Below are 24,395 nucleotides of genomic sequence, written 5' to 3' on the forward strand. Positions count from 1 at the left end.
GCGGGTCGCCCACCTCCGCGCCGCGGCGGTTCAGGTCCCGTGGCGTATCAGCGGTGCGCGCGGTTGATCGCCGAGACGACGGCGCGCAGCGAGGACGTGACGATCGACGGGTCGATGCCGACGCCCCAATAGATGTTGTCGCCGATACCGCACTCGATGTACGACGCGGCGCGCGAGTCGTCACCCGGGGAGAGGGTGTGCTCGCTGTAGTCCATCAGCCGGACGTCGTAGCCCACGGTGGTCAGGCTGTCGAAGAAGGCGGCGATCGGGCCGTTACCGTGTCCGCTGATCTCCCGTTCCTCGCCGTCGACCAGCACGGTCGCCGTCACCTCGTAGCCCTCCGAGGTGGCGCCCACCTTGGCGTGCTCGAGCTTCAGCGGAGCGGTCGACTCCAGGTACTCGCGGGAGAACGCCGTCCACATCGTGTCCGGGTCGACCTCGCCGCCCTCCGAGTCGGTGTAGTGCTGGACGACCTGCGAGAACTCCACCTGCAGCCTGCGCGGCAGGTCCAGCTGGTGCTCGCTCTTCATGATGTAGGCGATGCCGCCCTTGCCGGACTGCGAGTTCACGCGGATGACGGCCTCGTAGGTGCGGCCGACGTCCTTCGGGTCGATCGGCAGGTACGGCACCTCCCACGGGAACTCGTCGACCGGGGTGCCCGCCTTCTCGGCGGCCGCGTGCAGTGCGTCGAAACCCTTGTTGATCGCGTCCTGATGGCTGCCGGAGAACGCCGTGAACACCAGGTCGCCGCCCCACGGGCTGCGCTCGGGTACGGGCAGCTGGTTGCAGTACTCGACGGTCCGCTTGATCTCGTCCATGTCGGAGAAGTCGATCTGCGGGTCGATGCCCTGGCTGAACAGGTTCATGCCCAGAGCGACGAGGTCGACGTTGCCGGTGCGCTCGCCGTTGCCGAACAGGCAGCCCTCGATGCGGTCGGCGCCGGCCTGATAGCCCAGCTCGGCGGCGGCGATGCCGGTGCCGCGGTCGTTGTGCGGGTGCAGCGACAGGATGATCGAGTCGCGCTTGTCGAGGTTACGGCTCATCCACTCGATCGAGTCGGCGTAGACGTTGGGTGTGGCCATCTCGACGGTGGCGGGCAGGTTCATGATCGCGGGCCGGTCCGGGGTGGGCTGCCAGATGTCGGCGACCGCGTTGCACACCTCGGCGGCGTACGACAGCTCGGTGCCGGTGTACGACTCGGGCGAGTACTGGAACCGGAACTCGGTGTCGGAGTACTTGTTCGCGTACTCGGCGGCCAGCTCCGCGCCCTGCAGCGCGATCTTCTTGATGCCCTCGCGCTCCTCGCGGAACACCACGCGGCGCTGGAGGATCGACGTCGAGTTGTAGACGTGCACGATCGCGCGCGGCGCACCCTCGAGCGCCTGGAAGGTGCGTTCGATCAGCTCGGGGCGGCACTGCGTCAGCACCTGGATGTGGACGTCGTCGGGGATCGCGCCGTCGGTGATGATCTCGCGGACGAAGTCGAAGTCGGCCTGGCTGGCAGCCGGGAAGCCGACCTCGATCTCCTTGTATCCCATCCGCACGAGCAGGTCGAAGAACTTGCGCTTGCGCGCGGGCGACATCGGGTCGATCAGGGCCTGGTTGCCGTCACGCAGGTCGACCGCGCACCACAGCGGGGCCCGTTCGATGCGGTTGTCGGGCCACGTGCGGTCGGGCAGCCGGATGTCCTCGACCAGCCGGTGCCACGGCTCGTAGCGGTGGTACGGCATGGACGAACCGCGCTGGAAGTTCCACACGGCCTGGTCTGCGGGTGCCGGGCGCGACGGCCTGCGGATGCGGCTTGCGGAATTAGAAGGGGCCTCGGAGATTCCGCTCTCGGGCGTACTCATGTCGCTGATGCTCCTGCTCGCTGTTCGAAGGGCTCTCGGTCGTCAGACCGGCACGACGAAACCCCGCGACGGGGAGCCGGTCCGATCAGGCCCCGTCGCGGCAGCGAAGCAGAAGTGCGCGTGCCACGAGTGCGAGGCTAACCCAACGGCGCGCCGACTGGCGAGGGCGGGCCCCGACATCGAAATGTTACGGCGCAACATCGTTGCAGGTTACTGGCCCGTAGCAATTGCCCATGTGACGTGTCAGACTGCCGTCATGGGTGAGCACACGGAGAAGAACGCGCAGGGTGACGCCGGTGGTGGCGCCGACGCGGAGGCCACTCAGGTGCATCAGACGTCGGCCCCCGCGGCGACGTCCGGCGACAGCGGCGCGCAGCAGGCGGCCGCATCGAACGGCACCCCCGGCGCGGCGAACGGCGCGGCGGGTGGGTCGACCGGTGGCTCGCGGCGGGCGCAGCGCGAGGCGAAGGCGTCGTCGGTCGACTGGACCGCGGTTCGCGAACGCGGCGTCGGCCTGCTGGCCGGGATCGTCAGGTGGGTCGGCCTGGCGTTCGCACTGGTCCTGGTGCTCCATGTGATCTTCGTGATCGGCGAGGCCAACCCCGAGAACAGCATCGTGCAGTGGGTGGCCGATTCGTCGGAGAACCTCGCCGTCGGTTTTCACGACCTGTTCCAGCCCTCGGATCCCAACCTCCTGGTCCTGATCAACTACGGCATCGCGGCGATCTTCTGGCTCGTCGTGTCGTCGATCGTGGCGAAGGTGATCCGCAGGGTCGGCGGCGCGGTCGGCTGACCCGCCGCCCTGCGGGCACGGTGCCGCCCTGCGGGCACGGCGCCGTCCCAGGGGCACCTCGGGGCGCTCACGCCGGCCGTGTCACGGCAGCGGTTCGCCCCACGTTCCGGTGTAGGCGACCTCCGACAACGGCAGGCGGGTGCGTGCCGCCCGTTCCCGCTCGACGTCGCGTGGCTCCCCGAGCACCTCGGCGTCGGCGGGAACGCCGACGGCGATCGCCACCAGCGGGTCGACGTCCGAGGGCACGTCGAAGGTGCGGCGCACCCGCTCCGCGTCGAAACCCGCCATCTGGTGTGCCGCGAGGCCCTCGGCGACGGCCTGCAGCGCAAGGTTCTCCGTGGCGAGCCCGACGCCGTACTCCGCGTACGGCACCTCGCCCTTGGCGTTACGCCGCACGGCCAGCCCGATCAGCAGCGCACCCGCACGGTGCGCCCACGATCGGTTCCGCTCCGTCAGCGCTGCCAGCACGCCCGCGTACGTGTCGTCACCGCGCAGTCCGACGAGGAATCGCGCGGGCTGGGTGTTGCCGAACGACGGCGCCCACCGCGCCGCGTCGAGCAGGCTGCGGATCTGCGCCGGTGTGACGTCGATCATTGCATCGAGGGCGCGGAGGCTCCGGCGCCGGGCGATCAGCTCGTGCACCCCGATGGGCGTTTCTTGTTGTCCGCCACTCATTCCGCACCTCCACAGGCCCGGAAACCAGCAGCTAGGCGGCGTGCGAGGGGTCACAGAGCCGGATGGCGTCCGGGTGAACGATCGGTACCCTGGTCACGACGATACGGAGCGTGCGCACCTTTGCGACAAGGCCGCCGAGCGTGCGCCGCTCCATCGAGGAGGTTCGGCCAAAGTGGCGCTCATAGTCCAGAAGTACGGCGGTTCGTCGCTGGAGAGCGCAGACCGGATCAAGCGTGTCGCCGAGCGCATCGTTGCCACGAAGAAGGCAGGCAACGAGGTGGTCGTCGTGTGCTCCGCGATGGGGGACACGACCGACGAACTGCTCGACCTCGCGGAGCAGGTGAATCCCGTCCCGCCGGAGCGCGAGATGGACATGCTGCTGACCGCGGGCGAGCGGATCTCGAACGCGCTTGTCGCGATGGCGATCTCGGCGCAGGGCGCCGAGGCGTGGTCGTTCACCGGCTCGCAGGCGGGCGTCGTGACGACGTCCGTGCACGGAAACGCCCGCATCATCGACGTCACGCCGGGGCGCGTGACAGAAGCGCTCGACCAGGGCTACATAGCACTGGTGGCGGGTTTTCAGGGCGTTGCGCAGGACACCAAGGACATCACCACGCTCGGGCGTGGCGGATCGGACACGACGGCCGTCGCGCTCGCCGCGGCGCTGGAGGCCGACGCGTGCGAGATCTATTCCGATGTGGACGGCGTGTACACCGCGGACCCGCGGATCGTGCCGGACGCCCGCAAGCTCGACACGGTGCCGTACGAGGAGATGCTCGAGCTCGCGGCGAGCGGCTCGAAGATCCTTCACCTGCGCTCGGTCGAGTACGCCAGGCGGTACGGCGTGCCGATCCGGGTTCGCTCGTCCTACAGCGACAAGCCGGGCACGACGGTGGCCGGCTCGATTGAGGAGATCCCCGTGGAACAGGCGTTGATCACCGGTGTGGCGCACGACCGGTCCGAAGCGAAGATCACGGTCACCGGGGTCCCCGACCATGCGGGCGCGGCGGGCAGCATCTTCCGCGCGGTCGCGGACGCCGAGATCGACATCGACATGGTGCTGCAGAACGTGTCCAACACGCAGGGCCGCACCGACATCACGTTCACCCTGTCGAAGGCGAACGGGCCTAGCGCGGTGAGTGAGCTCGAGGCCCTCAAGGACAAGATCGGCTTCTCGGCCGTGCTCTACGACGACCACGTCGGCAAGGTGTCGCTCGTCGGGGCGGGCATGCGCTCGCACCCGGGCGTCACGGCGACGTTCTGCGAGGCGCTCGCCAAAGCGGGTGTCAACATCGAGATCATCAACACCTCCGAGATCCGCATCTCCGTGCTCATCCGTGACGAGCAGGTCGACGACGCGGTGCGCGCGATCCACGAGGCGTTCGAACTCGGCGGCGACGAAGAGGCCGTCGTCTATGCGGGGAGTGGTCGCTGATGGCAGGCGGGTTGCGAGTCGGCGTGGTCGGTGCGACCGGCCAGGTCGGCGGTGTGATGCGGCAGCTGCTGGAGGAGCGGAAGTTCCCCCTGTCCGAGCTGCGACTGTTCGCCTCGGCCCGTTCGGCCGGTTCGACCCTGTCGTGGGGCGGCAAGGACATCGAGGTGGAGGACGCGGCCACGGCTGACCCCTCCGGACTCGACATCGCCCTGTTCTCGGCGGGCGGGTCGACGTCGAAGGCGCAGGCACCGCGGTTCGCGGAGGCGGGCGTGACGGTGATCGACAACTCGTCGGCCTGGCGGCTCGACCCGGATGTGCCGCTCGTCGTCAGCGAGGTCAACCCGGACGCGATCGGCGACGCGCGTAAGGGGATCATCGCCAACCCCAACTGCACGACGATGGCCGCGATGCCGGTGCTGAAGCCACTGCACGACGAGGCCGGCCTCACGCGCCTGATCGCCAGCACGTACCAGGCGGTGTCGGGCAGCGGGCTCGGCGGCGTCGAGGAGCTGGCGAGCCAGGTCGAGGCGGCGGGTGTCGAGGCGAAGGAGCTGACGCACGACGGCTCCGCCGTCGACTTCCCCGCGCCGAACAAGTATGTCGCGCCGATCGCCTTCAACGTCCTGGCCATGGCCGGCTCCATTGTGGATGACGGAACGTTCGAGACGGACGAGGAACAGAAGCTGCGCAACGAGAGCCGCAAGATCCTGGACATCCCGGGGCTCGCGGTGTCGGGAACGTGCGTGCGCGTCCCGGTGTTCACCGGCCACTCGATCTCGGTGAACGCCGAGTTCGCGTCGCCGCTCTCCGTGGCCCGGGCGCAGGAGCTGCTGGCCGGGGCGCCGGGCGTGCAGCTCGCCGATGTGCCGACGCCGCTGGAGGCCGCGGGCAAGGATCCGAGTTTCGTTGGCCGTATCCGCACCGATCAGGGTGTGCCGGACGGTCGAGGGCTGACGCTGTTCCTGTCCAACGACAACCTGCGCAAGGGCGCGGCGCTCAACACGGTGCAGATCGCTGAGCTCGTCGCCGACCGCATCTCGAAGTAGGAGACGCGGAAGGAACGCTGTAACCGGGCGCAGCGGAGTAGGCGCCCATTCGGCGCGATTCCGGCGAATCGTGATCAAAGCGAGAACCGCGAAGGTTTCGACCTTCGCGGTTCTCGCTTTTTTCGGATTCTTTTCCTTGTTGCCGGTGACACACGTCTCCGATAGTTGTAGACGCTAACTAAACGCTGGTATGTCTGGTGGTGAAGTGATCACGTGCAGTGAGAAGAGGTGCGGACATGGTGCATGAGCTGCGCGATTGGGACATCGTTTCGGGTGTGGGAATCACCGCCCTCGGTGTGGCCGCCGCTCGGGCGGTCGAAACCAGCCGGGACGACGCGCTCGTTCGGGACCCTTATGCCGCCGATTTCGTGTGTTCCGCAGAATCGCCCTTTCCCATGCCGACGCGTGCCGAGGACGTCGCCGACGACGATCGCCGCTGGTCGCCGATGTCGGCATTTCTGGGGCTGCGTTCACGATTTCTCGACGAGTATCTGCTCGATTCCTGCAACGGCGCCGGAGAGGCGGGTGTGCGGCAGGTCGTGGTGCTCGCGGCCGGGCTGGACAGCCGCGCCTTCCGTCTACCGTGGCCGCACGGCGTCACGGTCCACGAGGTGGACCAACCGCGGGTGCTGGAGTTCAAGGACGAGGTGCTCGACCGCAGCGGTGCCGAGCCGGGATGCACACGCCGTGTCGTGCCGGTCGACCTGCGGGACGACTGGGCCGGGGCGCTCGTCGGCAGCGGCTTCGACCCCGCAGCGCCCACCTGCTGGCTCGCCGAGGGGCTCATGCCCTACCTCCCCGGTGACGCGGCCGAGCGGCTGCTGACGACCGTGCACGAGCTGTCCGCGCACGGCAGCACGATCGCCGTGGAGTACATGCCGCGGATGGGTTCGATCTTCGCGGACTCGTCCGCCGCGTCGCTGGCGGCCGGATTCGGGATCGATCTCGCCGCGCTGCTGTCGGACGCCGACTACGACCCCAACGCCCGGCTGGCCGAGCTCGGGTGGGCCGTCGACGAGGTGACGGCGGCGCAGCTGGCCGATCGGTACGGCCGCACCTTCGACGACGGTGAGATCGCCGAGCTGGCGGGCAACGGGCGGTACCTGACGGCGCGGAAACGCTGACCGTCCCGCCGCACGACCCCCCGCGCGGGTGAGGGCGGCCGGTAATGTTGTCGCCATGTGGAAACGGACGGCGCCGGTCGCCGCGCTGGGGTTGTTGTTGCTCGCCGGGTGTTCCGAGGTCGCGGAGGTCAGCGAGTCCGTGGGCGGGGCCGCGGACACAGCGAGCGTCTGCGGTCAGGCGCTCGGGATCGTCGACCTCAACCCGAACGTCGATCCTCAGCAGGTCCAGGACGAGGCGGCGGACAAGGCGCAGCGGTTGCGGGATCTCGCGGGCCAGGCGGCCGAGCAGGATCTCAAGCAGAATCTGACCGCGCTCGCGGACGGCTACGTCGAACTCGAACAGCAACGCGCCGACCGCATCGGCGATTTCAACCAGTGGCTGCAGCAGAACCTGAACAAGCTCGACCAACTGCGGAAGGCCTGTACCTGACCTGCCGGAACGGGTGCCGGCCGAGGCGTAAGCCTGCCGGCACCCGTCGTCACGCGGGCTGGGGCGCGATCTCGTCGGAGGTTGTGCGGCGGGAGAGGGCGGCTCCGGCCGCGGCGAACGCCAGTCCGCCGACACCCGCGGCGACGAATCCCATGCCTGGCGACGTGTGATCCATGACGAACCCGACGACCGGGCTGCCGAGTGCGAGCCCGAGGCGGGTCGCCGAGTCCTGCACCCCCATCGCCTCGCCGCGCACGGCGGGCGGGGCGAGTTGCGACACGCGTTCCGTCGTCGCGGCCAGGGTCGGGGCGCACACGAGGTTGGACGGCACGAGCACGAGTGCCAGCAGCCACCACGGCTGTGCCACCAGTGCCGCGGGGACCGTCAGCGCGGCGAGTGTGACCATCAGCGTCAACTGGGACGCGGACCGCCGTGCGACACCGTGCACGATTCCGCCCACCAGCGAGGCCAGGCACATCACGGCGATGACGACGCCGGTCCAGCCCACCTCGCCGGACCCGCGCAGGGTCGCCAGCGCGGCCAGCTCGGCGCCGACCAGCACGAACAGTGCACCCGTCGCGACGAGCAGGGTGGCGATCATCCGCCTGCCGAGCCACGACGTCAGCGGTGGGCGCACCGCGCCGCGCGCGGGCCGGCCGGCTTCGTCCGGGGTGCGCACCGGTGGGTTCACGACGTACAGCGCACCTGCGCACGCACCGAACAGCAGGCCGATACCGGTCAGTGCGGCCGTCGAGGACACCTGCGTGCTGACGAGGATCCCCAGTGCGGGTCCGGTCATGAACGTCAGCTCGACGAGTATCGAGTCGAGCGAGTAGGCGGTTCGGCGCTGGCGCACGGGAACGAGCGCTGCGATCACCTGGCGCGCGATCGGCCCCGCGGGGATGAGCAGCGCGCCCGCGGGCAGTGCCGCGACGAGCAGCACCGTGTACGGCAGGTGCGGCGCGGCGATCCAGAACGTCGTCGAGACCGCGCCGCACGCCACGACGACGGGCCGCAGTCCGTAGCGGTCGATCGTCCGGCCCAGCAGCGGTGCCGCGAGTGCCGTGCCCGCGGTCGTGGCGGTGCCGACGAGACCTGCGGCGCCGTAGCCGTGGCCGAGTGTGCCGACGACGTGGAGCGTCAGGGTGACGCCCGTGGCGGTCATGGGGAGGCGGGCGAGCACGGCGACGAGCGTCGACGTGGCCATGCGCGGAATGCGAAGAATGTGCAGGTAGGGCGTCAGCGGCACACTGCGACGTAACAGCAGCCCGGTACGGTCGTGCAACTTTTTTCGGTCACATCACACGACGGCCGTGGGTGACGCGCCGGAGAGTGAACTCCTCGGGCGGGAAAGCGAAACGGTTACGTCGAGGGATGGCGGTGAGAACTGTGGTGGACGATGCGACCACAGGGTGACTCCCGGATCGCTCGTCTCGGTACTTGCCGTACCGGCAATCGGGTGAGGCGACACCCCCGCACGGCCCAGTAGTCCGGCGGTCGTGGACACGTGCCGTGATGTGGTTACGCCACGGGATCAGGGGATTGCAGGGTGTGCACGGGGGTTCCGGTTGGTACGGCTGGACCTGTTCGTTGCTCTCCCACGCCAGGAGGTTGGCAGTCATGAAGTCCGGATTCGCTCGCACGGTCGCCGCGGTGCTGTCGGGGGCCGCGATCGCGGTCTCCACGTCGGGGATCGCGACGGCCGCGAGCATCAGCGACGACGGCAGCGGCTCGGTCACGACCCAGTCGAGTGCACACCGCCTGCTGGACCTGAGAGACCAGCTCACCGACCGGGCCTATTCCGGTGACGTGCAGGGTACGAAGGCCACGCTCACCGACATCGACCCGGTCCTGGACCGCCTCGCGGCCGCACCGGCCTCGCGGCAGGCCGTCAGCGATGCGAAGAAGGCGCTGTCGCAGAACGCGAAGGTGCAGGACGTCCTCGCGAACCCGCAGGCCGAGCCGCGCGCGTACACGGCGGGTCCCGAGATGCGGCAGTTGCCTGCGCTGCCGGACCCGTTGAGCGCGGTGAACGGTCTGCTGCAGTCGCTGCTCGCGACGGTGCAGGGGCTGCTTTCCGGGCTGCTCGGCCCGGTCCCTGCGCCGGAGGTGCCGTCGGTGCCGGAGACGCCGGAGGTTCCGGAGGTGCCGGACGTCCCGGCGCCGTAACAGGCGGCGAGTGCCACGTCGAGAAGTCGACGTTCCGAGAAAGTCCCCGGGGGCACCTGGTTGCGTTCAGTGCAATCACGGTGCCTCCGGGGACTTCCGTTTCGGCCGGCGAAGCTACCGGGCCTGTCCCGACAGGCCCATGCGGAGAGCGCCCGCGGCCTCGGCGGTCGCCTCGCGGAACCGGGTGCCGATGCCCGTGAAGTTGACGAACCCGTGGATCAGGTCCTCCTGCCTGCTGAGGCCCACGGGTACACCCGCGTCCGCCAGCTTGGCGGCGTACGCCTCACCCTCGTCACGCAGTGGGTCGAATCCCGCGGTGACGATGTAGGCGGGTGGCAGTCCGGTGTGGTCGTCGGCGAGCAGGGGTGAGAGCAACGGGTCGGAACGGTCGACACCGGCAGGCGCGTACTGGTCGACGAACCAGGTCATGTGCTCGTCGGTGAGGAAGAAGCCGTTGCCGAACAGTTCCCGCGAACGGCGCCGGGTCGTCGAGTCCACCGCCGGGTACAGCAGCAGCTGGAAGGCGGGCGCTGCGCCGCCGCGACGCGTGGCGGCCAGTGACGTCACCGCGGCGAGGTTGCCACCCGCGCTGTCCCCGCCGACGGCGATCCGTGCGGCGTCGGCCCCGAGGTCGACGGCCTTCGCGTGGGCGTAGTCGAACGCCGCGAGTGCGTCCCGCTGGGCCGCGGGGAACGGATGCTCCGGGGCGAGGCGGTACTCGACCGAGAGCACCCGCACGCCCGCCTGCTTGGCGAGGAAGCGGGCGGTGTTGTCGTGGCTGTCGCGCGTGCCGATCACGAACCCGCCGCCGTGGTAGAAGACGAGCAACGGCGAACCGTCGGCCAGTCCCTGCGGTGTGTACAGCCGGGCGGGGACCTCGCCGTGGTCGGCGGGAATCATGAGTTCGCGGGTCGCGACCGGTTGGATCGGTGCGCCGCTGACCAGATGCCGGGCGGCGTCGAGGGCGGCGCGCGAGCGGTCGACGTCGAAGTTCGAGTCGACGAGCGACGTTCCGGACAGCTGTTGCATCCGCAGCAGCAACTGTGCGTCGAGTGCGAGTTCCTGCCCGTCCAGCCGGACCGGCTTGCCCGCGATCAGTCGGCGCAGCGGTGCCGGCAGCGCGTAGATCGTCTTCATGGCCACGGCCTGGGCGCGGATCTGAGGTGGAATCGCCATCGGTGGTGCCTTCCCGTCGACTCTGACTGCGCTCGTGAGGTTACTTTCGAGTAGCCGACGCTGCCAGTCTCCGATGTCCGCATTCCGTACCACCGCGGGGTGTTCGGCGGGAAACCGCCCGCTCACGGATCGTCATCCGCGGCGAGGTGTGACGGATGTCGTCTCCGCGTCGCCGTAGTGGACTTCTACCTAGGTCGAGGCCTTAGCCTCGGGGTCGTGACTTCATCAGGCGCGATCAAGGTGCTCGGTATCGGTGGCTCGTTGCGGGACGGCTCGCAGACCGAACGGGCACTGCGGGTCGCACTCGCCGGCGCGGCCGACGCGGGTGCCGAGACGTTCGCCATCTGCGGCCAGGCGCTGAACCTGCCGTTCTACGACGCGGTGTCCGCGGAGCGCACGCCCCGCGCCGGCCAACTCGTCGAGGCCGTCCGCGAGGCCGACGGGGTCGTCGTCGTCTCGCCGGGCTACCACGGCGCGTTGTCAGGGCTCATCAAGAACGCCCTCGACTACATCGAGGACCTGCGCGAGGACCGGCGTCCCTACTTGGACGGCCGCGCGGTCGGGGCGGTCGGCGTGGCCCACGGCTGGCAGGCGGCGGTCACCACGCTCGACCAGCTGCGCACCATCACCCACGCGCTCCGCGGCTGGCCCACGCCGTTGGGCGGCGCCGTCAACACCGCCGAAGTCAAGTTCGACCCGGAAGGCGGCGCCTCGGAGGAGAAGGTCGAGCGGACGCTGCGTCTCATCGGCACCCAGGTCGCCGAGTTCGCCCAGCGCCGCGCATGACGGCCGCCGGGTTTGGGAATCCGGCTACGCGGTAATCCCCCGAACGCGGCGGTGGCACGCGCGCCGCCTGCTGCGCGCAGCACATGACGTTTCGACAGCTTCGAGCGCTTGCAGGGGAGCGCACCGCAGGAGGAAACGATGGCCAAGTCGCCGATCAGCAGCCCGCTCAAGGACAGCGACAAGAAGATCACCGCGAACGTGCTGCAGAGCACGCTGGTGGACCTGATCGACCTGTCATTGATCGCGAAGCAGGCCCACTGGAACGTGGTCGGCACCAACTTCCGCAGTGTTCACCTGCAGCTCGACGAGCTGGTGTCGACCGCTCGCACCTACACCGACTCGGTGGCCGAGCGCGCCAACGCCATCGGGGTCTCGCCGAACGGCAAGGCCTCGACGGTCTCCGAGAGCTCCGGGCTGTCGGACTACCCGGACAACTGGCAGGACACGAAGGCCACCGTCGACGCCATCGTCGAGCTCCTCTCCGAGCTGATCGGGCGCATCCGGAAGAGTATCGACGAGACCGACAAGGCCGACCTCGTCACCCAGGACCTGCTCATCGAGATCGCGGCCGAACTCGAGAAGCAACACTGGATGTGGCAGGCCCAGCAGCAGTAGTCCCGCCCCACCTGCAGCGGCCCACCGGCGGTGTGCCCGGTGGGCCGGATCACGCAGGGCGAACCCCAAGGCTGCAAGACCGAGGGGACATTCGGGGCGTTGAACGCCCCAAGGTGCCCTGGTGCCCTTTCGGTCGCCCGCGCACCGGCCCCACAACACGTGCGGGGCCGGCTGTGCGCGTCCGTGTCAGGCGAGGCCGACGGCCTCCATCGCGAAGTGGACCTCGATCGCGGTCTGCGTGATCGTCTCGGAGATCACCAGGGAGCCGTGACCCGCGTCGTAGCGGTAGAAGGCGTGCGCTGCGCCGCGCTCGGCGAGCCCGTCGAGGTAGTTCTCGATCTGGCGGATCGGGCAACGCGGGTCGTTGTCGCCCGCGAGGACCAGCACCGGAGCTGCCACGGCGTCGAGATACGTCAGCGGGGAGCACTCGCGGTAGACATCGGGCACTTCCTCGGGTGATCCGCCGAACAACGCGCGGTCGAACGAGCGCAGCTGCTCCATCTCGTCCTCGTAGGCTGCGACGTAGTCGGCGACGGGTACGCCCGCGACGCCCGCCGTCCACCGGCCCGGTTGTGTGCCGAGCGCCAGCAGCGTCAAGTAGCCGCCCCACGAGCCACCGCTGACGACGCACCGCTGCGGATCGGTCAGTCCGCTGCTCACGGCCCAGTCGTGCACCGCGGCGACGTCCTCGAGCTCGGTCAGGCCTGGTCTGCCCTCGATGGCGTCGCGCCACGCCGAGCCGTAGCCCGTCGATCCGCGGTAGTTGACCTCGACGACCGCGAACCCGGCGTCCAGCCACACGGCGCGATAGGCGGAGAAGCGGTCCTCGTCGGCGGCGTGCGGACCGCCGTGCAGCAGGAAGACGGTCGGTCGGGGGCCGTCGGTGCCCGCCGGCTTGGCGACGAGCGCGTGGATGCGGCCGCCGGGCCCGTCGACGAACGCGTCCTCGAGCGCCTGCGACCCAGGGGCGGGATCGCCGGGCGGGGTCAGCAGCACCTCGTCGGTCCCGTCGACGCGGCGGACCCGCACGACAGGCGGCTGCGCGGCGTTGGACCACGAGTACTCGACGCTGCCGTCGGGGCGTACGCCACCACCGCCGATGCGGCCCGGCGGAGTGTCCAACGCGGCGAGCTCGGCGGACGCCAAGTCGTAGCGGTACAGCGAGCTGCGGCCCTCGTGGAAGTGGACGATCAGCAGCGCATCGGCGTCCGGGTACCACGTGCCCGCGACCTCGCCGGGCAGGTCGAGCTCGATCTCCTGCTCGGTGTCGGCCTCGACGTCCCAGATGAGCAGCTCCTCCCTGCCACGGCGTTCGTGCAGGAGCAGCAGCCTCGGATCACCTTCGACGGGCGAGAACTCCAGCGCGTCGAGGCCCTTGCCCTCGCCGTCCCACTTGTCGGCGACGGCCTCGAACCCGCCGGTGGCGAGCACGCGGACGGCGGGGTGGCGGGAGTCGCCGTGCTCGGAGTGGGCGATCGCCAGCAGCCGTTCGTCCCTGGACAGCGCCGCGATACCCGCGTCCTCCGAACGGAAGTAGAAGCGCGTCGTCTCCCCACCCGCGTGGGTGTACAGCGCGCTGCCGTCGTCGGTGGACACGCCGACCGCGACGAGCCGGTGGCCGATCTCCAGGCCCGCGGGGTAGCCGTCCGGGACGTCGGCGACGGCCTTGGCGGCCTTGGCGGCCTTGGCGGTCTCGGTGTGCTGCGGCGCGCCGCCCGCGTCGAACGGCTGGCGGACCCAGGAGCCGAACTCGTCGCCGTCCGTGTCGTCGAACCACCAGATCGACTCGCCGTCGGGCGACACCGTCCCGTGCAACGTCCCGTTGGGACGGTCGGTGACCTGCCTGCGTTCGCCCGTGGCGCGGTCCCACGCGTAGATCTCCCAGACACCGCTGGCGTTGGACACGTAGATACTGGCGTCGGGTGCGTCGAGCGCCCAGTCCGGCACCGATACGCGCGGCGCCAGGAACCGGGACCGCCAGCGCCGCTCGGCCGCCTCGTCGGGGAAGAGCCGTTCGGGAACGTGTGGGGCCGGATACTGCTTCTCGCCTGGCTGCTGTGTCGTCACGGCTGTCGATACTGCCAGGCCCGGGTCGTGCGGCCGCCGTGCGCCGCGCCTGTCGGGGCCGGCCCCGGGCTGCTCGCCGGGACGCCTCGTGACACCTGTCATCGGTGGGGTTGCGGGGTCGTGGCACCGCCGGAAGGGGCGGTCGTCATCATGGGCGCGATGTCTGCCGAATCCGTGCGCACCGACAACGGCGCCCGTGACGAACCCGACGAGACACAGCTGCGGCGTTGGGAGCAACGCACCGAATGGCCGATGATCGCGCTGTCCGTGCTGTTCTTCGCGGGTGGTTATGCCTGGATCGTCCTGCAGCCGGACATGGACGGCGACCTGCGCTCGACGCTGGATGTCGCCATGTGGTCGGTGTGGGCGGCGTTCGCGGCCGACTACCTCATCCGGCTGTCGCTGAGCAGGCGGCGAGGGAGGTTCGTGCTGCGGAACCTGTTCGATCTCGTCGTCATTGCGGTGCCGATGCTGCGCCAGCTACGGGTGCTGCGCCTGATCATGGTGCTGGTCCTGATCAACCGCCGCATCCAGGCGCGAGTGCGGGGGCAGGTCGTGGCGTACGTGTCGGGCGCGACGGTGCTGGTCGGTGTGTCCGCCGCGCTCGCCGCCCTCGAGGTCGAACGAGGCCACCCGGACGCCATGATCACGAACTTCGGCGACGCCCTGTGGTGGACGATGACGACCATCACCACCGTCGGTTACGGCGACTACTCGCCGGTGACGGCCAACGGCAAGCTCATCGCGACCGGCCTGATGCTCGCGGGCATCGCGCTGCTCGGTGTGGTCACCGGTTCGATCGCATCGTGGTTCGTCGAGAAGTTCGGCGGTTTGGAGGAATCGGAGCGCGAGACCAGGCGGGCCGATGCGCTGCAGACCGAGGAGCTGCGCGGCGAGGTCGCCGATCTGAAGGCGGAGATCACCGCTCTGCGGCAGGAGTTGTCCGGCTCGCGCACCGACGACTCCCGGGCGTAGCGACTCCTTTCCGTCCGAAATCGTCCGCGATGCGGCCCTTGCGGTTGTGGATCACCGCTCCTATGCTTCGGGAAGCGCTTTCGGAAAGCGCTTACAACACTTAAAGCGCTTACAACGACGAGTCGTACGGCGAGCCAACGGAGGTGATCGCTGAGTTCTTCGCGCATGGCGCCGGCTCGTCGACATGATCGCTCGTCGAGGTGGCGGTGCCGCATGAGTTGCCAAATCGCATCACCGGCGGCCGCAGCACGGTTCGCCGAGCGGGGAGGATCATGCATCGCACGTTCACGCATGCCCGAACGACTTCCAGCGCACGCAATACGGATCCGACATCGCCGCCACGTGCGGCGAAGCCGTGGCGGATCGTCGCCGTCGCAGCCGCCGTCACCCTTTCGCTGGCGGTGGCCCCGACGGCGACCGCGACACCACCTCCTGAGGGAGGTGCGTCACCGGGGCAGCCTCCGGGACCGGCTGTGTCCGGTGTGGGCGGACCGCCAGGACACGGCCGGTTCTCCGTCGTTCGGCCGGAACCGACACCGCGGGACTGGTCGCCGCTCAACCCCGACAAGTGGACGTTCGACGGCCGGCAGGTGATCCAGTCGGAGCGCGGCGACCCACCGGAGGGGCCGCGCAGGCCCTTCGAGTACGCGATCGTCGACGCGGGCCCCGAGCTGGAATCGGTCCGCTATCGCGCCACCGTGCGCATCGACGAACCCGTCGCGCGCGGCGATCGCGACGTCGTTCTGATCTTCAACTACCGATCGCCGACGCGCTTCTACTACGTCCACCTGTCGCAGGACAACACGATCTACCCGCACAACGGCATCTTCAAGGTCGACGACGCCGACCGGGAACGCATCGACGACCAGTGGGACGGCGAGCTGGGTGCGCCACCCGCGATCGACGACCGCGCCTGGCACGACGTGCGCCTCGACTATCACGCGCCCTCGGGTCGCATCGCCGTGCACGTCGACGGTTCGCGCAAGCCGTTGATGACGGCGACCGACAGGAGCTTCTCGGGCGGTCGCATCGGATTCGGTTCCTTCGACAACTACGGCCGCATTCGCGACGTGACCGCGCTGGGCATCCGCGGCTGACGGGCGCAGCTCCACTGTAGACGTCCCCGTCCGGAGGAGTCCCTTTCGGACAGGGCGGGCCGACGCGTGTCCGCATGCGCGTCGACCGGAAACCGATCCAAGCACGTGAAAAACATGAGCACGTGGGATGGAGTCCAATGATGGGCAAGAGAAACTGGTGGGTGCCGGTCGTCACGGCGGCCGTCCTCACGATGTCGCTGACGGCGCCTGCCGGCGGCGCGCAACCGGCCGCAGGTCCGCCTGCGACCGGTGACGAACCGATCACCGATCCGATCCCGGAGGATCCGCGGCCTGCGGAACTGGGGCTGGTGCTCGAGGAGTACGCGCAACTGCCGGAGACCGAGCCGACACCACCGCCGACGGACGAGCGGTTGATGCGGTACAACCGGATCAACTACATCGGCGAGGTGCCGGACGATTCGGGCCGGAAGTACGTGCCCGACCTCAACGGCCCGATGTATCTGCTCGCCGGTGACGGGAAGCAGCACGAATATCTCGACATGCGCGACGAGGACGAGCACTTCTTCTCCGGCCGCGGCATGGGAACGGGATTCGGCTTCGTCACGTTCCACCCGGAGTTCGAGGAGAACGGCAAGTTCTACACCGTGCACTCGGTCGGCGAGGAGGGCATCGCGGAGAACGAGCCGACGTACCCCAACCAGCCGAACGCCGACGTGCAGAGCGTCGTGACCGAGTGGACGGCCGACGATCCGTCGGCGAACACGTTCTCCGGTACGCACCGTGAGATCTTCCGGTTCGGCTTCGCGACGCAGATCCACGCGATCCAGCAGATCGACTTCAACCCGACGGCCGAGCCGGGTGACGAGGACTACGGGCTGCTGTACATGGCGGTCGGCGACGGCGGAGACGGTGTCGGTACCGACGTTCCGCAGGCACTCGACAACCCGGCGGGCAAGATTCTGCGGATCGACCCGGAGGGCACGAACGGCCCGGACGGTGCGTACGGCATCCCGGAGTCGAACCCGTTCGTCGGGGAGCAGGACGCGCTCGGCGAGATCTACGCGCTGGGTATGCGCGATCCGCACCGCTTCACGTGGGATCCCGAGGGCAAGAACGAGATGTACCTCGGCCACATCGGACAGCGGGCGCTCGAGGCCGTGTACAAGGTGGACAAGGGCGACAACCTCGGCTGGAGCGAACGGGAGGGCCGTTTCCGGTTCGACCCGGAGAAGCAGTGCGTGCTGTACCCGCTGCCGCCGGACGACCCCAAGAACGGCTACACCTACCCGGTCGCGGCCTACGACCACGACGCGCCGGAGAACTGGCCGTGCAATTCGGACAGTGGGCACGCGATCTCGGGCGGCCAGGTCTACCGCGGCGACGCACATCCGGAGTTGCAGGGTAAGTACATCTTCGGCGATCTGGTCGACGGCGAGGTGTTCAGCACCGAGGCGGCCGACATGAGCCGCGGCAAGAACCGGGAACCGATCACGGAGGTGCAGCTGTTCGACTCGGACGGCGAGCGTAAGCGGATGAGCGACTTCGTCGACGACGGCCGGGTCGACCTGCGGTTCGGCACCGACGCGGCGGGTGAGCTCTACCTGCTGGCCAAGGCGAACGGCAAGATCTGGAAGGTCACCGACGTGAAGCCGGCGGAGCCGTCGGAGGTCACCGACGCCGTGTCGGACAACCTCGTCGCGCACTACGACTTCGAGCACCCGTTCGCCGTGGACGGCGCGAAGGAGGCCGGGCAGGGCAGCGCGAACACGCTGCTGGACCTGGTCAACGGTGGCGAGGACATGCGCGTCGACGGCGGCGCGTTCCCCGGCAGCAACAACTCGTTGCAGTTGAAACAGGTCAACCCCGGCCAGGTCGGCAACGACGACTGGAAGGCGGGCCTGTGGGACGGCGACGAGAACGGTGTCGAGTCGTTGAACGCGTTCAACGCCGCCGACGGGATCACGGTGATGGGCTGGGTGAAGATGACGGGTGAGAACCCGAGCCCGGACCCGTCGTCGGACGATCCGGACGCGCGGTACAACTCCGTCGGCCTGGCGGGTGTGCTGAGCGGCGATTCGGACGGTCACGACGTGCGTGCGCTGCTGGAGTTGATCGAGGTCGACGGCGAGATGAGGCTGGTGGCCCTGGGAAGGCGGCTGGACGGTGGCGAGTCGCAGACGTTCGCGGCCGAGCAGGACTGGCGTGAGCTCCTGCCGAAGGGCGAGTGGGTGCACCTGGCCGCGACGTTCGACTACACGACCGGCGAGATGGCGTTGTACCGCAACGGCGAGCCGCTGGAGGGGTCGTACGTCAAGGACGGTGACCCGTGGCAGGTGGACGGTTCGCCGACGAGTGCGACGAACCCGCGCGGCATCAAGATCGGCGGTAGCTTCCCGCAGAACACGTCGGAGAAGAACCCGTGCAACTGCAGCATGGATTCGCTGATGTTCCTGGACGAGGCTGCCGACGGTCCGACGATCGCCGAGCAGTACGCCCGCTTCCGGGGCGAGTAACGATGGCGTCGTGGTGGGTCGTGCCGGACGGTGCGGCCCACCACGACCCGTTCCGGATCGGAGTGCCCGCACGGGCGGTCTCCGGTGCTGGCCGGCTCCCCGGACCTGCAACACGGGCCCCGGGATCCGCAACACGGGCCCTGGAACCTGCAACACGGGCTCCGGAACCTGCAACACGGGCACCGGCGCGATGTGCAGTTCTCCCGGGGCACAAAGAAAGAGACCTCTGTCCGCGCTTTCCGCGGACAGAGGTCTCTTTCTCTCGTCGGGGTGGCGGGATTTGAACCCACGACCTCCTCGACCCGAACGAGGCACGCTACCAAGCTGCGCCACACCCCGATGATGTGTTCACCGGTCTCCCGGTGAGCGGGTCGGGAGATAGTCTAGCGGACTTCGCTGCGGGCTTTACGGCGGGTGGTCCTTCGGGCGGTGGTGTCCTTGCGTGTGGTCGTTGAGCTGCGAGGAACGAGGGTCAGGAGGGTTGCCTCCGGTGGGCAGGCGAACCGGGCGGGGGCGTAGGGCGAGGTGCCGAGTCCGGCGGAGACGCCGAGCCACATGTCGGCGCCCCAGCGGGAGATGCCGCGGGCGCGGGAGCGGTCGAGTTCGCAGTTGGTGACGAGGGCGCCGACGCCGGGGATGCGGAGTTGTCCGCCGTGGGTGTGACCTGCGAGGACGAGATCATAGCCCTCGGAGGCGAACGGGTCGAGCACGCGCGGTTCGGGCGAGTGGGTGATGCCGAGTTTGAGCACGACTTCCGCGTCGACGGGGCCTGCGATCTCGTTGAACCGGTCGCGCCGCAGGTGGGGGTCGTCGACGCCCGCGGCGAAGATGCGCTGCCCTGCGACGTCGAAGGTGGTGCGGCGGTGGGTGAGGTCGTGCCAGCCGCGTTCGATCAGGGCGGCGCGCAGGTCGCGCCACGGCAGGTGTTTGCCGTGGATCCGCTTCTTGCGGCCCTTGGGCATGAGGTAGCGGGCGGGGTTCTTGGGTTTGGGCGCGTAGTAGTCGTTGCTGCCGAAGATGAACACGCCTGGACGGTCGAGCAGCGGCCCGAGGGCGCGAAGCACGTCGGGTACGGCGCGGCGATGGGCGAGGTTGTCGCCGGTGTTGACGACGAGGTCGGGTTCGAGTTCGTCGAGAGCGGCGACCCAGCGCTGTTTGGCCTTCTGGCCGGGCAGCATGTGCAGGTCGGAGACGTGCAGGACGCGGACGGGGTAGGCGTCGTCGTCGAGGACCGGCAGTGAGGCGGTGCGCAGTGTCCAGTTCCTGCGTTCGACGCCGACGGCGTAGCCGAGGGTGGCGGCGCCGACGGCGGCCGTCGCGGTGACGAGGCGCTTCATGGGATCTCCCTTGCCCTGCAGGTGCACGCGCCCAGCGTACGCGCGTGCGGCCGGCCGTCAGGGGCGCGTCGAATCGGGGCCGTGGCGCCTGCCGCGTTTCCGGCGCCCCACACGAGAAGGACGTCCACGCCTACGCGCCTGCCGGGGTCGCCTGGTGTCCGGCCGGTCCGAAAGCTCGACCGGACACCAGGTGGACGTTCGGGCCCTCCTCACCGGGGGCTTTCACCCGAGCGGGCGGCTACTTGTAGCGGGGGCTGGCCTTCGGGAGCTGGCGGACCGGCTCGCCTTCCATGATCTTCTTCATGGCGTTGAACCAGGTGCGCGCCGGTGACTTACCGCCGAAGATGTTGCCTTCGCCGCTGACGGAGTAGACGTTGCCGGGGCCGCCGTCCACGATGCCGCCCATCGGGCGTTCCGGCTTGAACACCATCGACGCGGCGGCCAGCTGCGGCGTGCCGCCGATGAACGCGCCGGAGGCGTTGCTCTGCGTGGTGCCGGTCTTGCCGATCATCGGGCGCGACCAGTCGACGGCCTCGGCCGCGGCGGCCGACGTGCCGCCGGGGAGGTCGTCCTTGCTCATGCCGACGGCCAGCGAGTTCGCCAGATCCTCGTTCACGACCTGCTGGCACGGGTTCTCGTCGACCTTCACCGGGTTGCCGTCGCGATCGGTGACCTTGAGGACCGGGGTCGGCGGGCACCAGGTGCCGCCGCTGAGGATGGTCGCGGCAACGTTCGCCATCTCGAGCGGGTTCGTCGGGCTGACGCCCAGCGTGAACGACGGCATACCGCGCGAATTCTCCCGCGGGCCGTAGTACTTCCGCTGCGACATGGCGTACTGCCCGCCGGCCTCCTTGTCGATCGCGCCGCCGTTCCCGGCGTTCGACTGCATCGTCCTGCGCAGGCCGAGCTTGTAGGCCATGTCGACGATCGGCTTCATGCCGACGCGGTCGACGAGATGCACGAACGTGGTGTTCGGTGACTTCGCGAGCGCGTCCTGCAGGGTCAGGTTGGGCGGGTACTCACCCGCGTTGCCCACCGTGTACGGCGCTCCGGCATTGGTGTAACGCGACGATGTGTACGACCCCGGGGACGGCAGTGAGTCGTGGATGCCGACGCCGGCGTGCTGCATCGCCGCGGCCGCGGTGAAGATCTTGTAGCTCGACCCGGCACCGGTGACGTTCCACGTGTCGGACGGCAGGGCGTAGGTCGTCTGGCCTGCTTCCTTGTCCAGGCCGTAGTCGCGGTTGGCCGCGAGCGCCACGACCTCGTGCCGCTTCTTGCCGGGCCGGACCATCGACAACGTGTTGGCCACGTTCTCGGTCATCTTCGGCACCTGCTCCTCGGCGGACTTCTTCGCGAGGTGGTTGATCCGCCGGTCGAGCGTGGTGCGGATCGTGTATCCGCCGTCGTAGAGCTCGTCCTTCGGGATGCCCGAGCGGATCAGGTAGTCCTCGACGTACTGGCAGAAGAACCCGTGTTCGGGGCCGGCGCCGACGCAGTTCGCGGCGGGCTTGTTCGGACCGCCCTTCACGACGCCGAGCGGCTCCTTCTTGAGCCGTTCCGCGTCCTCCTCGGACAGCTTGCGGTTGTCGACCATCGAGTCGAGCACCACGTTACGGCGGTTCTTGGCGCCCTCGGGGTTGTTCCACGGGTCCAGCACCGCCGGGTTGTTCACCATGCCGGCGAGCATCGCCGACTGGTTGACGTCGAGCTTGTCGGGAGTCGTGTTGAAGTAGGCGCGCGCGGCCGCCCCCACGCCGTAGATCTGCCGCGAGAACTCGACGACGTTGAGATACCCGGCGAGGATCTCCGCCTTCGACATCCGCGTCTCGAGCTGGATCGCGATGCGCGCTTCCTTCAGCTTGCGCGCGATGGTCTGCTCCTGCGCGCGTTGCTGGCCGATCTCGTCGTCGCGGTAGGTGACGTTGATCAGGTAGTTCTTCACGTACTGCTGCGTCAGCGTCGAGGCGCCCTGGGTGTCGCCGCCCGAACTGTTGCTGATCGCGGCGCGCAGCGTGCCCTTCCAGTCGACGCCGGTGTGTTCGTAGAAGCGGCGGTCCTCGATCGAGATCAGCGACCACTTCATGGCGTCCGAGATCTGGTCGGGCTTCGTCGGCACGCGGTACTGGTTGTACAGCGTGGCGATCGGCTTGCCGCCCCGGTCCGTGACCGTCGTCAGCTGCGGCGGCGGCTCGTCCGCGAGCTCGGCCGACATCGACTCCACGGTGTCGCTCGCCTGGTTCGACACGACACCGGCGACGCCGACCACGGGGAAGAGGATCCCTGCCACCAGCACTCCGGCCAGCAGGCAGAGCCCCAACATCTTCAGCAGACCGCTTCGCTTACCCACGCAGCCAGGGTACGCACACCGCGCGTCACGTGCGGGTTGGCTACGCCGCGCGGGAGCCGCCGCGAATACCCACTTCAGTGGAAAATGCTCCAACCGGCGAGTCGAAACATTGTAGGGACCTGTACTTGACCGTGCGGCCATTCGCGAAAACAAATACGAACTTCGTCGGTTGGATCGTGGAACCGCGGCTGTCTACAGTTCGTCAACATCTCACGAGGCAACGCTCACAAGGGGAGGCGTTGCGGAGGGACCGTGAGAACACAGGGAGAGAGCGACCCGTCGCAGCGCTGAGACCGAGGAGCCCCGACCGGGCGGAACGAGGGAAGGCGACTGCGCAGGTCACAACAGGTAGGAGCTGGGGGTCGTGATGAGCACCAACCAGTCGAGCTGGCGTATCCAGGCGTACTGCCGGGACACGGACCCGGACGGACTGTTCGTCCGCGGTGCGGAGCAGAATCGCGCGAAAGTCATCTGCATGGGCTGCCCCGTGCGGACCGAATGCCTCGCCGAGGCGCTCGACAACCGGATCGATTTCGGAGTCTGGGGTGGTATGACCGAACGGGAACGGCGTGCCTTGCTGCGCAAGCGCCCCGAGGTGCACAGCTGGTGGGACCTCCTCGAGTCGGCCAAGCGCGAGTACGCGCCCGCGGGCGCGGGTTCGAGCTGACACACCTGACGGGTGGACGCCGGCCCGGCCGGTGTCCACCCCCTCACGTCCGGCGGTCTCCACCACCGGGCGCCTCGGGCACCGCCGCCCCGGGCACCGCCTCCGGGCGCCGACGGCGCGGTTGCTGACGGCGCGGGTGATTACTTTGCGGGCGATTACGCGCCGGCCAAGCGGCCGCCGATGTCGCGCAGGCCGCAGACGTCGTGCACATCGCTCGCCAGCGCGGGCACGCGCCGTACCGGCACGTCGGGGTGCGCCCGGGTGAACCGCTCCAACAGTCGCGACTCGCGTTCGGCCAGTTGCACCCGGTCGGCGTGCAGCCGCAGCACCGCCTCCGCGAGCGGCGCGCTGGTCTCACCGCGTTCCAGCGCCTCGGCCGCCGCGAGCGCATCGACCTCGGACAGGTCGGCCAGCACGGGATGCGTCCGATTCGCCACCAGCCCGGCCAGCGGCATCGACTCCTCCGACAGTCGTTCCACGAAGTAGCTCGCCTCGCGCAGCGCGTCCGGCTCCGGAGCCGCCACGACCAGGAACGATGTTCCCTCCGACCGCAGCAGTTCCTGCGTCTTCGCCGCCCGCTCGCGAAACCCGCCGAACGTCGAGTCGAAGGCCTGCATGAACGCCGAGGCGTCCGCGAGCAGCTGGCCGCCCAGGATGGTCGAGACCGCCTTGGCGAACATCGAGAAGCCCGCGCTCATGACCTTGCGGATACCCCAGCCGCCCGCGCGCGCCGGGCTGGTGAGCAGGCGGATCATCCGCCCGTCCAACGCCGCCGACAGTCGGCTCGGGGCATCGAGGAAGTCCAGTGCCGACCGACTCGGCGGCGTGTCGACCACGATCAGGTCCCAATCGCCCGTCGCCGCGAGCTGGCCCAGCTTCTCCATCGCCATGTACTCCTGCGTTCCGGAGAACGACGTGGAAATGGTCTGGTAGAAGGGGTTGCTCAACAGCTGCTCGGCACGCTCCGGGCCGGCGTGGCGCCGCACCATGTCGTCGAACGTGCGGCGCATGTCCAGCATCATCGCCCACAGTTGGCCGTCGGGTTCGAACCCCTCGACGGTCACCTGCCGCGGATGATTGCCCAGCTCACGAAGGCCCAGCGCCTGGGCGAGCCGTCGCGCCGGGTCGATGGTCAGCACCACCGTGTTCCTGCCGCGTTCGGCGGCCCGCAACGCGAGCGACGCCGCCGTCGTCGTCTTGCCGACCCCACCGGAACCGCAGCACACGATCACGCGGGTGTCCGGGTCGTCGATCAGCGCGTCAACGTCCAGGGCGTCGGTTTCCAGGGCGCCGCGCTCGCCTCGCGGCGTCTCCCGTGGTTCGGCCATC

General features: G+C 69.1%; 19 protein-coding genes, 1 tRNA gene and 1 pseudogene. 12 read left to right on the plus strand and 9 right to left on the minus strand.

What is annotated here, in order from left to right; all coding sequences use genetic code 11:
- Window positions 1-47 precede the first annotated feature (47 nt).
- Window positions 48-1,850: a 2-isopropylmalate synthase gene (leuA, locus tag FHS23_RS05505; protein WP_183648712.1), complete on the minus strand. Its 1,803-nt coding sequence runs from the start codon at window positions 1,848-1,850 to the stop codon at window positions 48-50.
- 472 nt (window positions 1,851-2,322) lie between these two features.
- Here leuA and FHS23_RS05510 point away from each other — a divergent pair.
- A pseudogene (locus tag FHS23_RS05510) lies at window positions 2,323-2,643 on the plus strand (hypothetical protein); the annotation flags it as partial.
- 81 nt (window positions 2,644-2,724) lie between these two features.
- Here the strand turns inward: FHS23_RS05510 and FHS23_RS05515 are convergent.
- The gene (locus FHS23_RS05515) at window positions 2,725-3,318 is read right to left on the minus strand and encodes a nitroreductase family protein (protein ID WP_183648715.1); all 594 of its coding nucleotides are present in this window, start codon (window positions 3,316-3,318) and stop codon (window positions 2,725-2,727) included.
- Window positions 3,319-3,490: 172 nt separating this feature from the next.
- On the opposite strand from FHS23_RS05515, the gene FHS23_RS05520 reads away from it, so the two are divergent.
- The 4 genes from FHS23_RS05520 to FHS23_RS05535 all read left to right on the plus strand — a co-directional run bounded on the left by FHS23_RS05520 (window position 3,491) and on the right by FHS23_RS05535 (window position 7,353).
- Complete coding sequence (locus FHS23_RS05520; RefSeq protein ID WP_183648718.1) at window positions 3,491-4,753, plus strand: aspartate kinase; 1,263 nt, start codon at window positions 3,491-3,493, stop codon at window positions 4,751-4,753.
- Window positions 4,753-5,799, plus strand: coding sequence for an aspartate-semialdehyde dehydrogenase (locus tag FHS23_RS05525; protein ID WP_183648733.1), 1,047 nt, complete (start codon window positions 4,753-4,755; stop codon window positions 5,797-5,799). Before FHS23_RS05520 ends, FHS23_RS05525 begins: the two co-directional genes overlap by 1 nt.
- A 236-nt stretch (window positions 5,800-6,035) precedes the next feature.
- Complete coding sequence (locus FHS23_RS05530; protein WP_183648736.1) at window positions 6,036-6,923, plus strand: SAM-dependent methyltransferase; 888 nt, start codon at window positions 6,036-6,038, stop codon at window positions 6,921-6,923.
- Window positions 6,924-6,978: 55 nt separating this feature from the next.
- Window positions 6,979-7,353: a hypothetical protein gene (locus FHS23_RS05535; RefSeq protein WP_183648739.1), complete on the plus strand. Its 375-nt coding sequence runs from the start codon at window positions 6,979-6,981 to the stop codon at window positions 7,351-7,353.
- 49 nt (window positions 7,354-7,402) lie between these two features.
- Here the strand turns inward: FHS23_RS05535 and FHS23_RS05540 are convergent, their stop codons facing one another.
- Entirely contained in the window at window positions 7,403-8,602 is a 1,200-nt protein-coding gene (locus tag FHS23_RS05540) for an MFS transporter (RefSeq protein WP_183648742.1), read from the minus strand.
- Between the two features lie 371 nt (window positions 8,603-8,973).
- Between FHS23_RS05540 and FHS23_RS05545 the strand changes: the two genes are divergently transcribed.
- On the plus strand, window positions 8,974-9,522 hold the full coding sequence (locus FHS23_RS05545) for a hypothetical protein (protein ID WP_183648745.1): 549 nt from the start codon (window positions 8,974-8,976) through the stop codon (window positions 9,520-9,522).
- A gap of 114 nt (window positions 9,523-9,636) precedes the next feature.
- On the opposite strand, the gene FHS23_RS05550 is transcribed toward FHS23_RS05545, so the two are convergent.
- Window positions 9,637-10,698: an alpha/beta hydrolase gene (locus tag FHS23_RS05550; protein WP_183648748.1), complete on the minus strand. Its 1,062-nt coding sequence runs from the start codon at window positions 10,696-10,698 to the stop codon at window positions 9,637-9,639.
- 216 nt (window positions 10,699-10,914) lie between these two features.
- Here FHS23_RS05550 and FHS23_RS05555 point away from each other — a divergent pair, with 216 nt between their 5' ends.
- Window positions 10,915-11,484, plus strand: a complete 570-nt coding sequence (locus tag FHS23_RS05555) for an NAD(P)H-dependent oxidoreductase (RefSeq protein WP_183648752.1) — start codon at window positions 10,915-10,917, stop codon at window positions 11,482-11,484.
- A 138-nt stretch (window positions 11,485-11,622) separates the two neighbouring features.
- Complete coding sequence (gene dps, locus FHS23_RS05560) at window positions 11,623-12,099, plus strand: DNA starvation/stationary phase protection protein Dps (RefSeq protein WP_183648755.1); 477 nt, start codon at window positions 11,623-11,625, stop codon at window positions 12,097-12,099.
- A 186-nt stretch (window positions 12,100-12,285) separates the two neighbouring features.
- Here the strand turns inward: dps and FHS23_RS05565 are convergent, their stop codons facing one another.
- Window positions 12,286-14,166, minus strand: coding sequence for a S9 family peptidase (locus FHS23_RS05565; RefSeq protein WP_343053661.1), 1,881 nt, complete (start codon window positions 14,164-14,166; stop codon window positions 12,286-12,288).
- A 159-nt stretch (window positions 14,167-14,325) separates the two neighbouring features.
- Between FHS23_RS05565 and FHS23_RS05570 the strand changes: the two genes are divergently transcribed.
- The 3 genes from FHS23_RS05570 (at window position 14,326) to FHS23_RS05580 (ending at window position 18,712) form a co-directional block, all read left to right on the plus strand.
- Window positions 14,326-15,141 carry a potassium channel family protein gene (locus FHS23_RS05570; RefSeq protein WP_183648761.1) on the plus strand — a complete coding sequence of 272 codons (816 nt, stop codon included), beginning with the start codon at window positions 14,326-14,328 and terminating at the stop codon, window positions 15,139-15,141.
- 482 nt (window positions 15,142-15,623) lie between these two features.
- Entirely contained in the window at window positions 15,624-16,238 is a 615-nt protein-coding gene (locus tag FHS23_RS05575) for a hypothetical protein (protein WP_343053662.1), read from the plus strand.
- A 137-nt stretch (window positions 16,239-16,375) separates the two neighbouring features.
- Complete coding sequence (locus tag FHS23_RS05580; protein ID WP_246381339.1) at window positions 16,376-18,712, plus strand: PQQ-dependent sugar dehydrogenase; 2,337 nt, start codon at window positions 16,376-16,378, stop codon at window positions 18,710-18,712.
- Window positions 18,713-18,977: 265 nt separating this feature from the next.
- Here the strand turns inward: FHS23_RS05580 and FHS23_RS05585 are convergent.
- The 3 genes from FHS23_RS05585 to FHS23_RS05595 all read right to left on the minus strand — a co-directional run bounded on the left by FHS23_RS05585 (window position 18,978) and on the right by FHS23_RS05595 (window position 22,399).
- Window positions 18,978-19,051 (minus strand) — tRNA-Pro (locus tag FHS23_RS05585).
- A gap of 44 nt (window positions 19,052-19,095) precedes the next feature.
- Window positions 19,096-20,049, minus strand: coding sequence for a metallophosphoesterase (locus FHS23_RS05590; protein WP_183648764.1), 954 nt, complete (start codon window positions 20,047-20,049; stop codon window positions 19,096-19,098).
- A gap of 238 nt (window positions 20,050-20,287) precedes the next feature.
- On the minus strand, window positions 20,288-22,399 hold the full coding sequence (locus FHS23_RS05595) for a transglycosylase domain-containing protein (protein WP_183648767.1): 2,112 nt from the start codon (window positions 22,397-22,399) through the stop codon (window positions 20,288-20,290).
- Between the two features lie 367 nt (window positions 22,400-22,766).
- Between FHS23_RS05595 and FHS23_RS05600 the strand changes: the two genes are divergently transcribed.
- Window positions 22,767-23,066 (plus strand): WhiB family transcriptional regulator, encoded by a 300-nt coding sequence (locus tag FHS23_RS05600; protein ID WP_183648770.1) that lies wholly within the window; start codon window positions 22,767-22,769, stop codon window positions 23,064-23,066.
- Between the two features lie 155 nt (window positions 23,067-23,221).
- Here FHS23_RS05600 and bagB read toward each other — a convergent pair whose 3' ends face one another.
- Window positions 23,222-24,394, minus strand: a complete 1,173-nt coding sequence (gene bagB / locus FHS23_RS05605; RefSeq protein WP_183648774.1) for an ATPase BagB — start codon at window positions 24,392-24,394, stop codon at window positions 23,222-23,224.
- Between the last annotated feature and the right edge of the window lies 1 nt (window position 24,395).

It is taken from the genome of Prauserella isguenensis, assembly GCF_014191605.1.
GTDB classification, from domain to species: domain Bacteria; phylum Actinomycetota; class Actinomycetes; order Mycobacteriales; family Pseudonocardiaceae; genus Prauserella; species Prauserella isguenensis.

What these genes read in the sequence shown, in the direction of transcription:
- leuA (WP_183648712.1), bottom strand. Translation starts at nt 1,850, where the DNA reads ATGAGTACGCCCGAGAGCGGAATCTCCGAGGCCCCTTCTAATTCCGCA.
- dps (WP_183648755.1), top strand. Translation starts at nt 11,623, where the DNA reads ATGGCCAAGTCGCCGATCAGCAGCCCGCTCAAGGACAGCGACAAGAAG.
- FHS23_RS05600 (WP_183648770.1), top strand. Translation starts at nt 22,767, where the DNA reads ATGAGCACCAACCAGTCGAGCTGGCGTATCCAGGCGTACTGCCGGGAC.
- bagB (WP_183648774.1), bottom strand. Translation starts at nt 24,394, where the DNA reads ATGGCCGAACCACGGGAGACGCCGCGAGGCGAGCGCGGCGCCCTGGAA.
- FHS23_RS05515 (WP_183648715.1), bottom strand. Translation starts at nt 3,318, where the DNA reads ATGAGTGGCGGACAACAAGAAACGCCCATCGGGGTGCACGAGCTGATC.
- FHS23_RS05580 (WP_246381339.1), top strand. Translation starts at nt 16,376, where the DNA reads ATGATGGGCAAGAGAAACTGGTGGGTGCCGGTCGTCACGGCGGCCGTC.
- FHS23_RS05570 (WP_183648761.1), top strand. Translation starts at nt 14,326, where the DNA reads ATGTCTGCCGAATCCGTGCGCACCGACAACGGCGCCCGTGACGAACCC.
- FHS23_RS05535 (WP_183648739.1), top strand. Translation starts at nt 6,979, where the DNA reads ATGTGGAAACGGACGGCGCCGGTCGCCGCGCTGGGGTTGTTGTTGCTC.
- FHS23_RS05550 (WP_183648748.1), bottom strand. Translation starts at nt 10,698, where the DNA reads ATGGCGATTCCACCTCAGATCCGCGCCCAGGCCGTGGCCATGAAGACG.
- FHS23_RS05525 (WP_183648733.1), top strand. Translation starts at nt 4,753, where the DNA reads ATGGCAGGCGGGTTGCGAGTCGGCGTGGTCGGTGCGACCGGCCAGGTC.
- FHS23_RS05545 (WP_183648745.1), top strand. Translation starts at nt 8,974, where the DNA reads ATGAAGTCCGGATTCGCTCGCACGGTCGCCGCGGTGCTGTCGGGGGCC.
- FHS23_RS05530 (WP_183648736.1), top strand. Translation starts at nt 6,036, where the DNA reads ATGGTGCATGAGCTGCGCGATTGGGACATCGTTTCGGGTGTGGGAATC.
- FHS23_RS05590 (WP_183648764.1), bottom strand. Translation starts at nt 20,049, where the DNA reads ATGAAGCGCCTCGTCACCGCGACGGCCGCCGTCGGCGCCGCCACCCTC.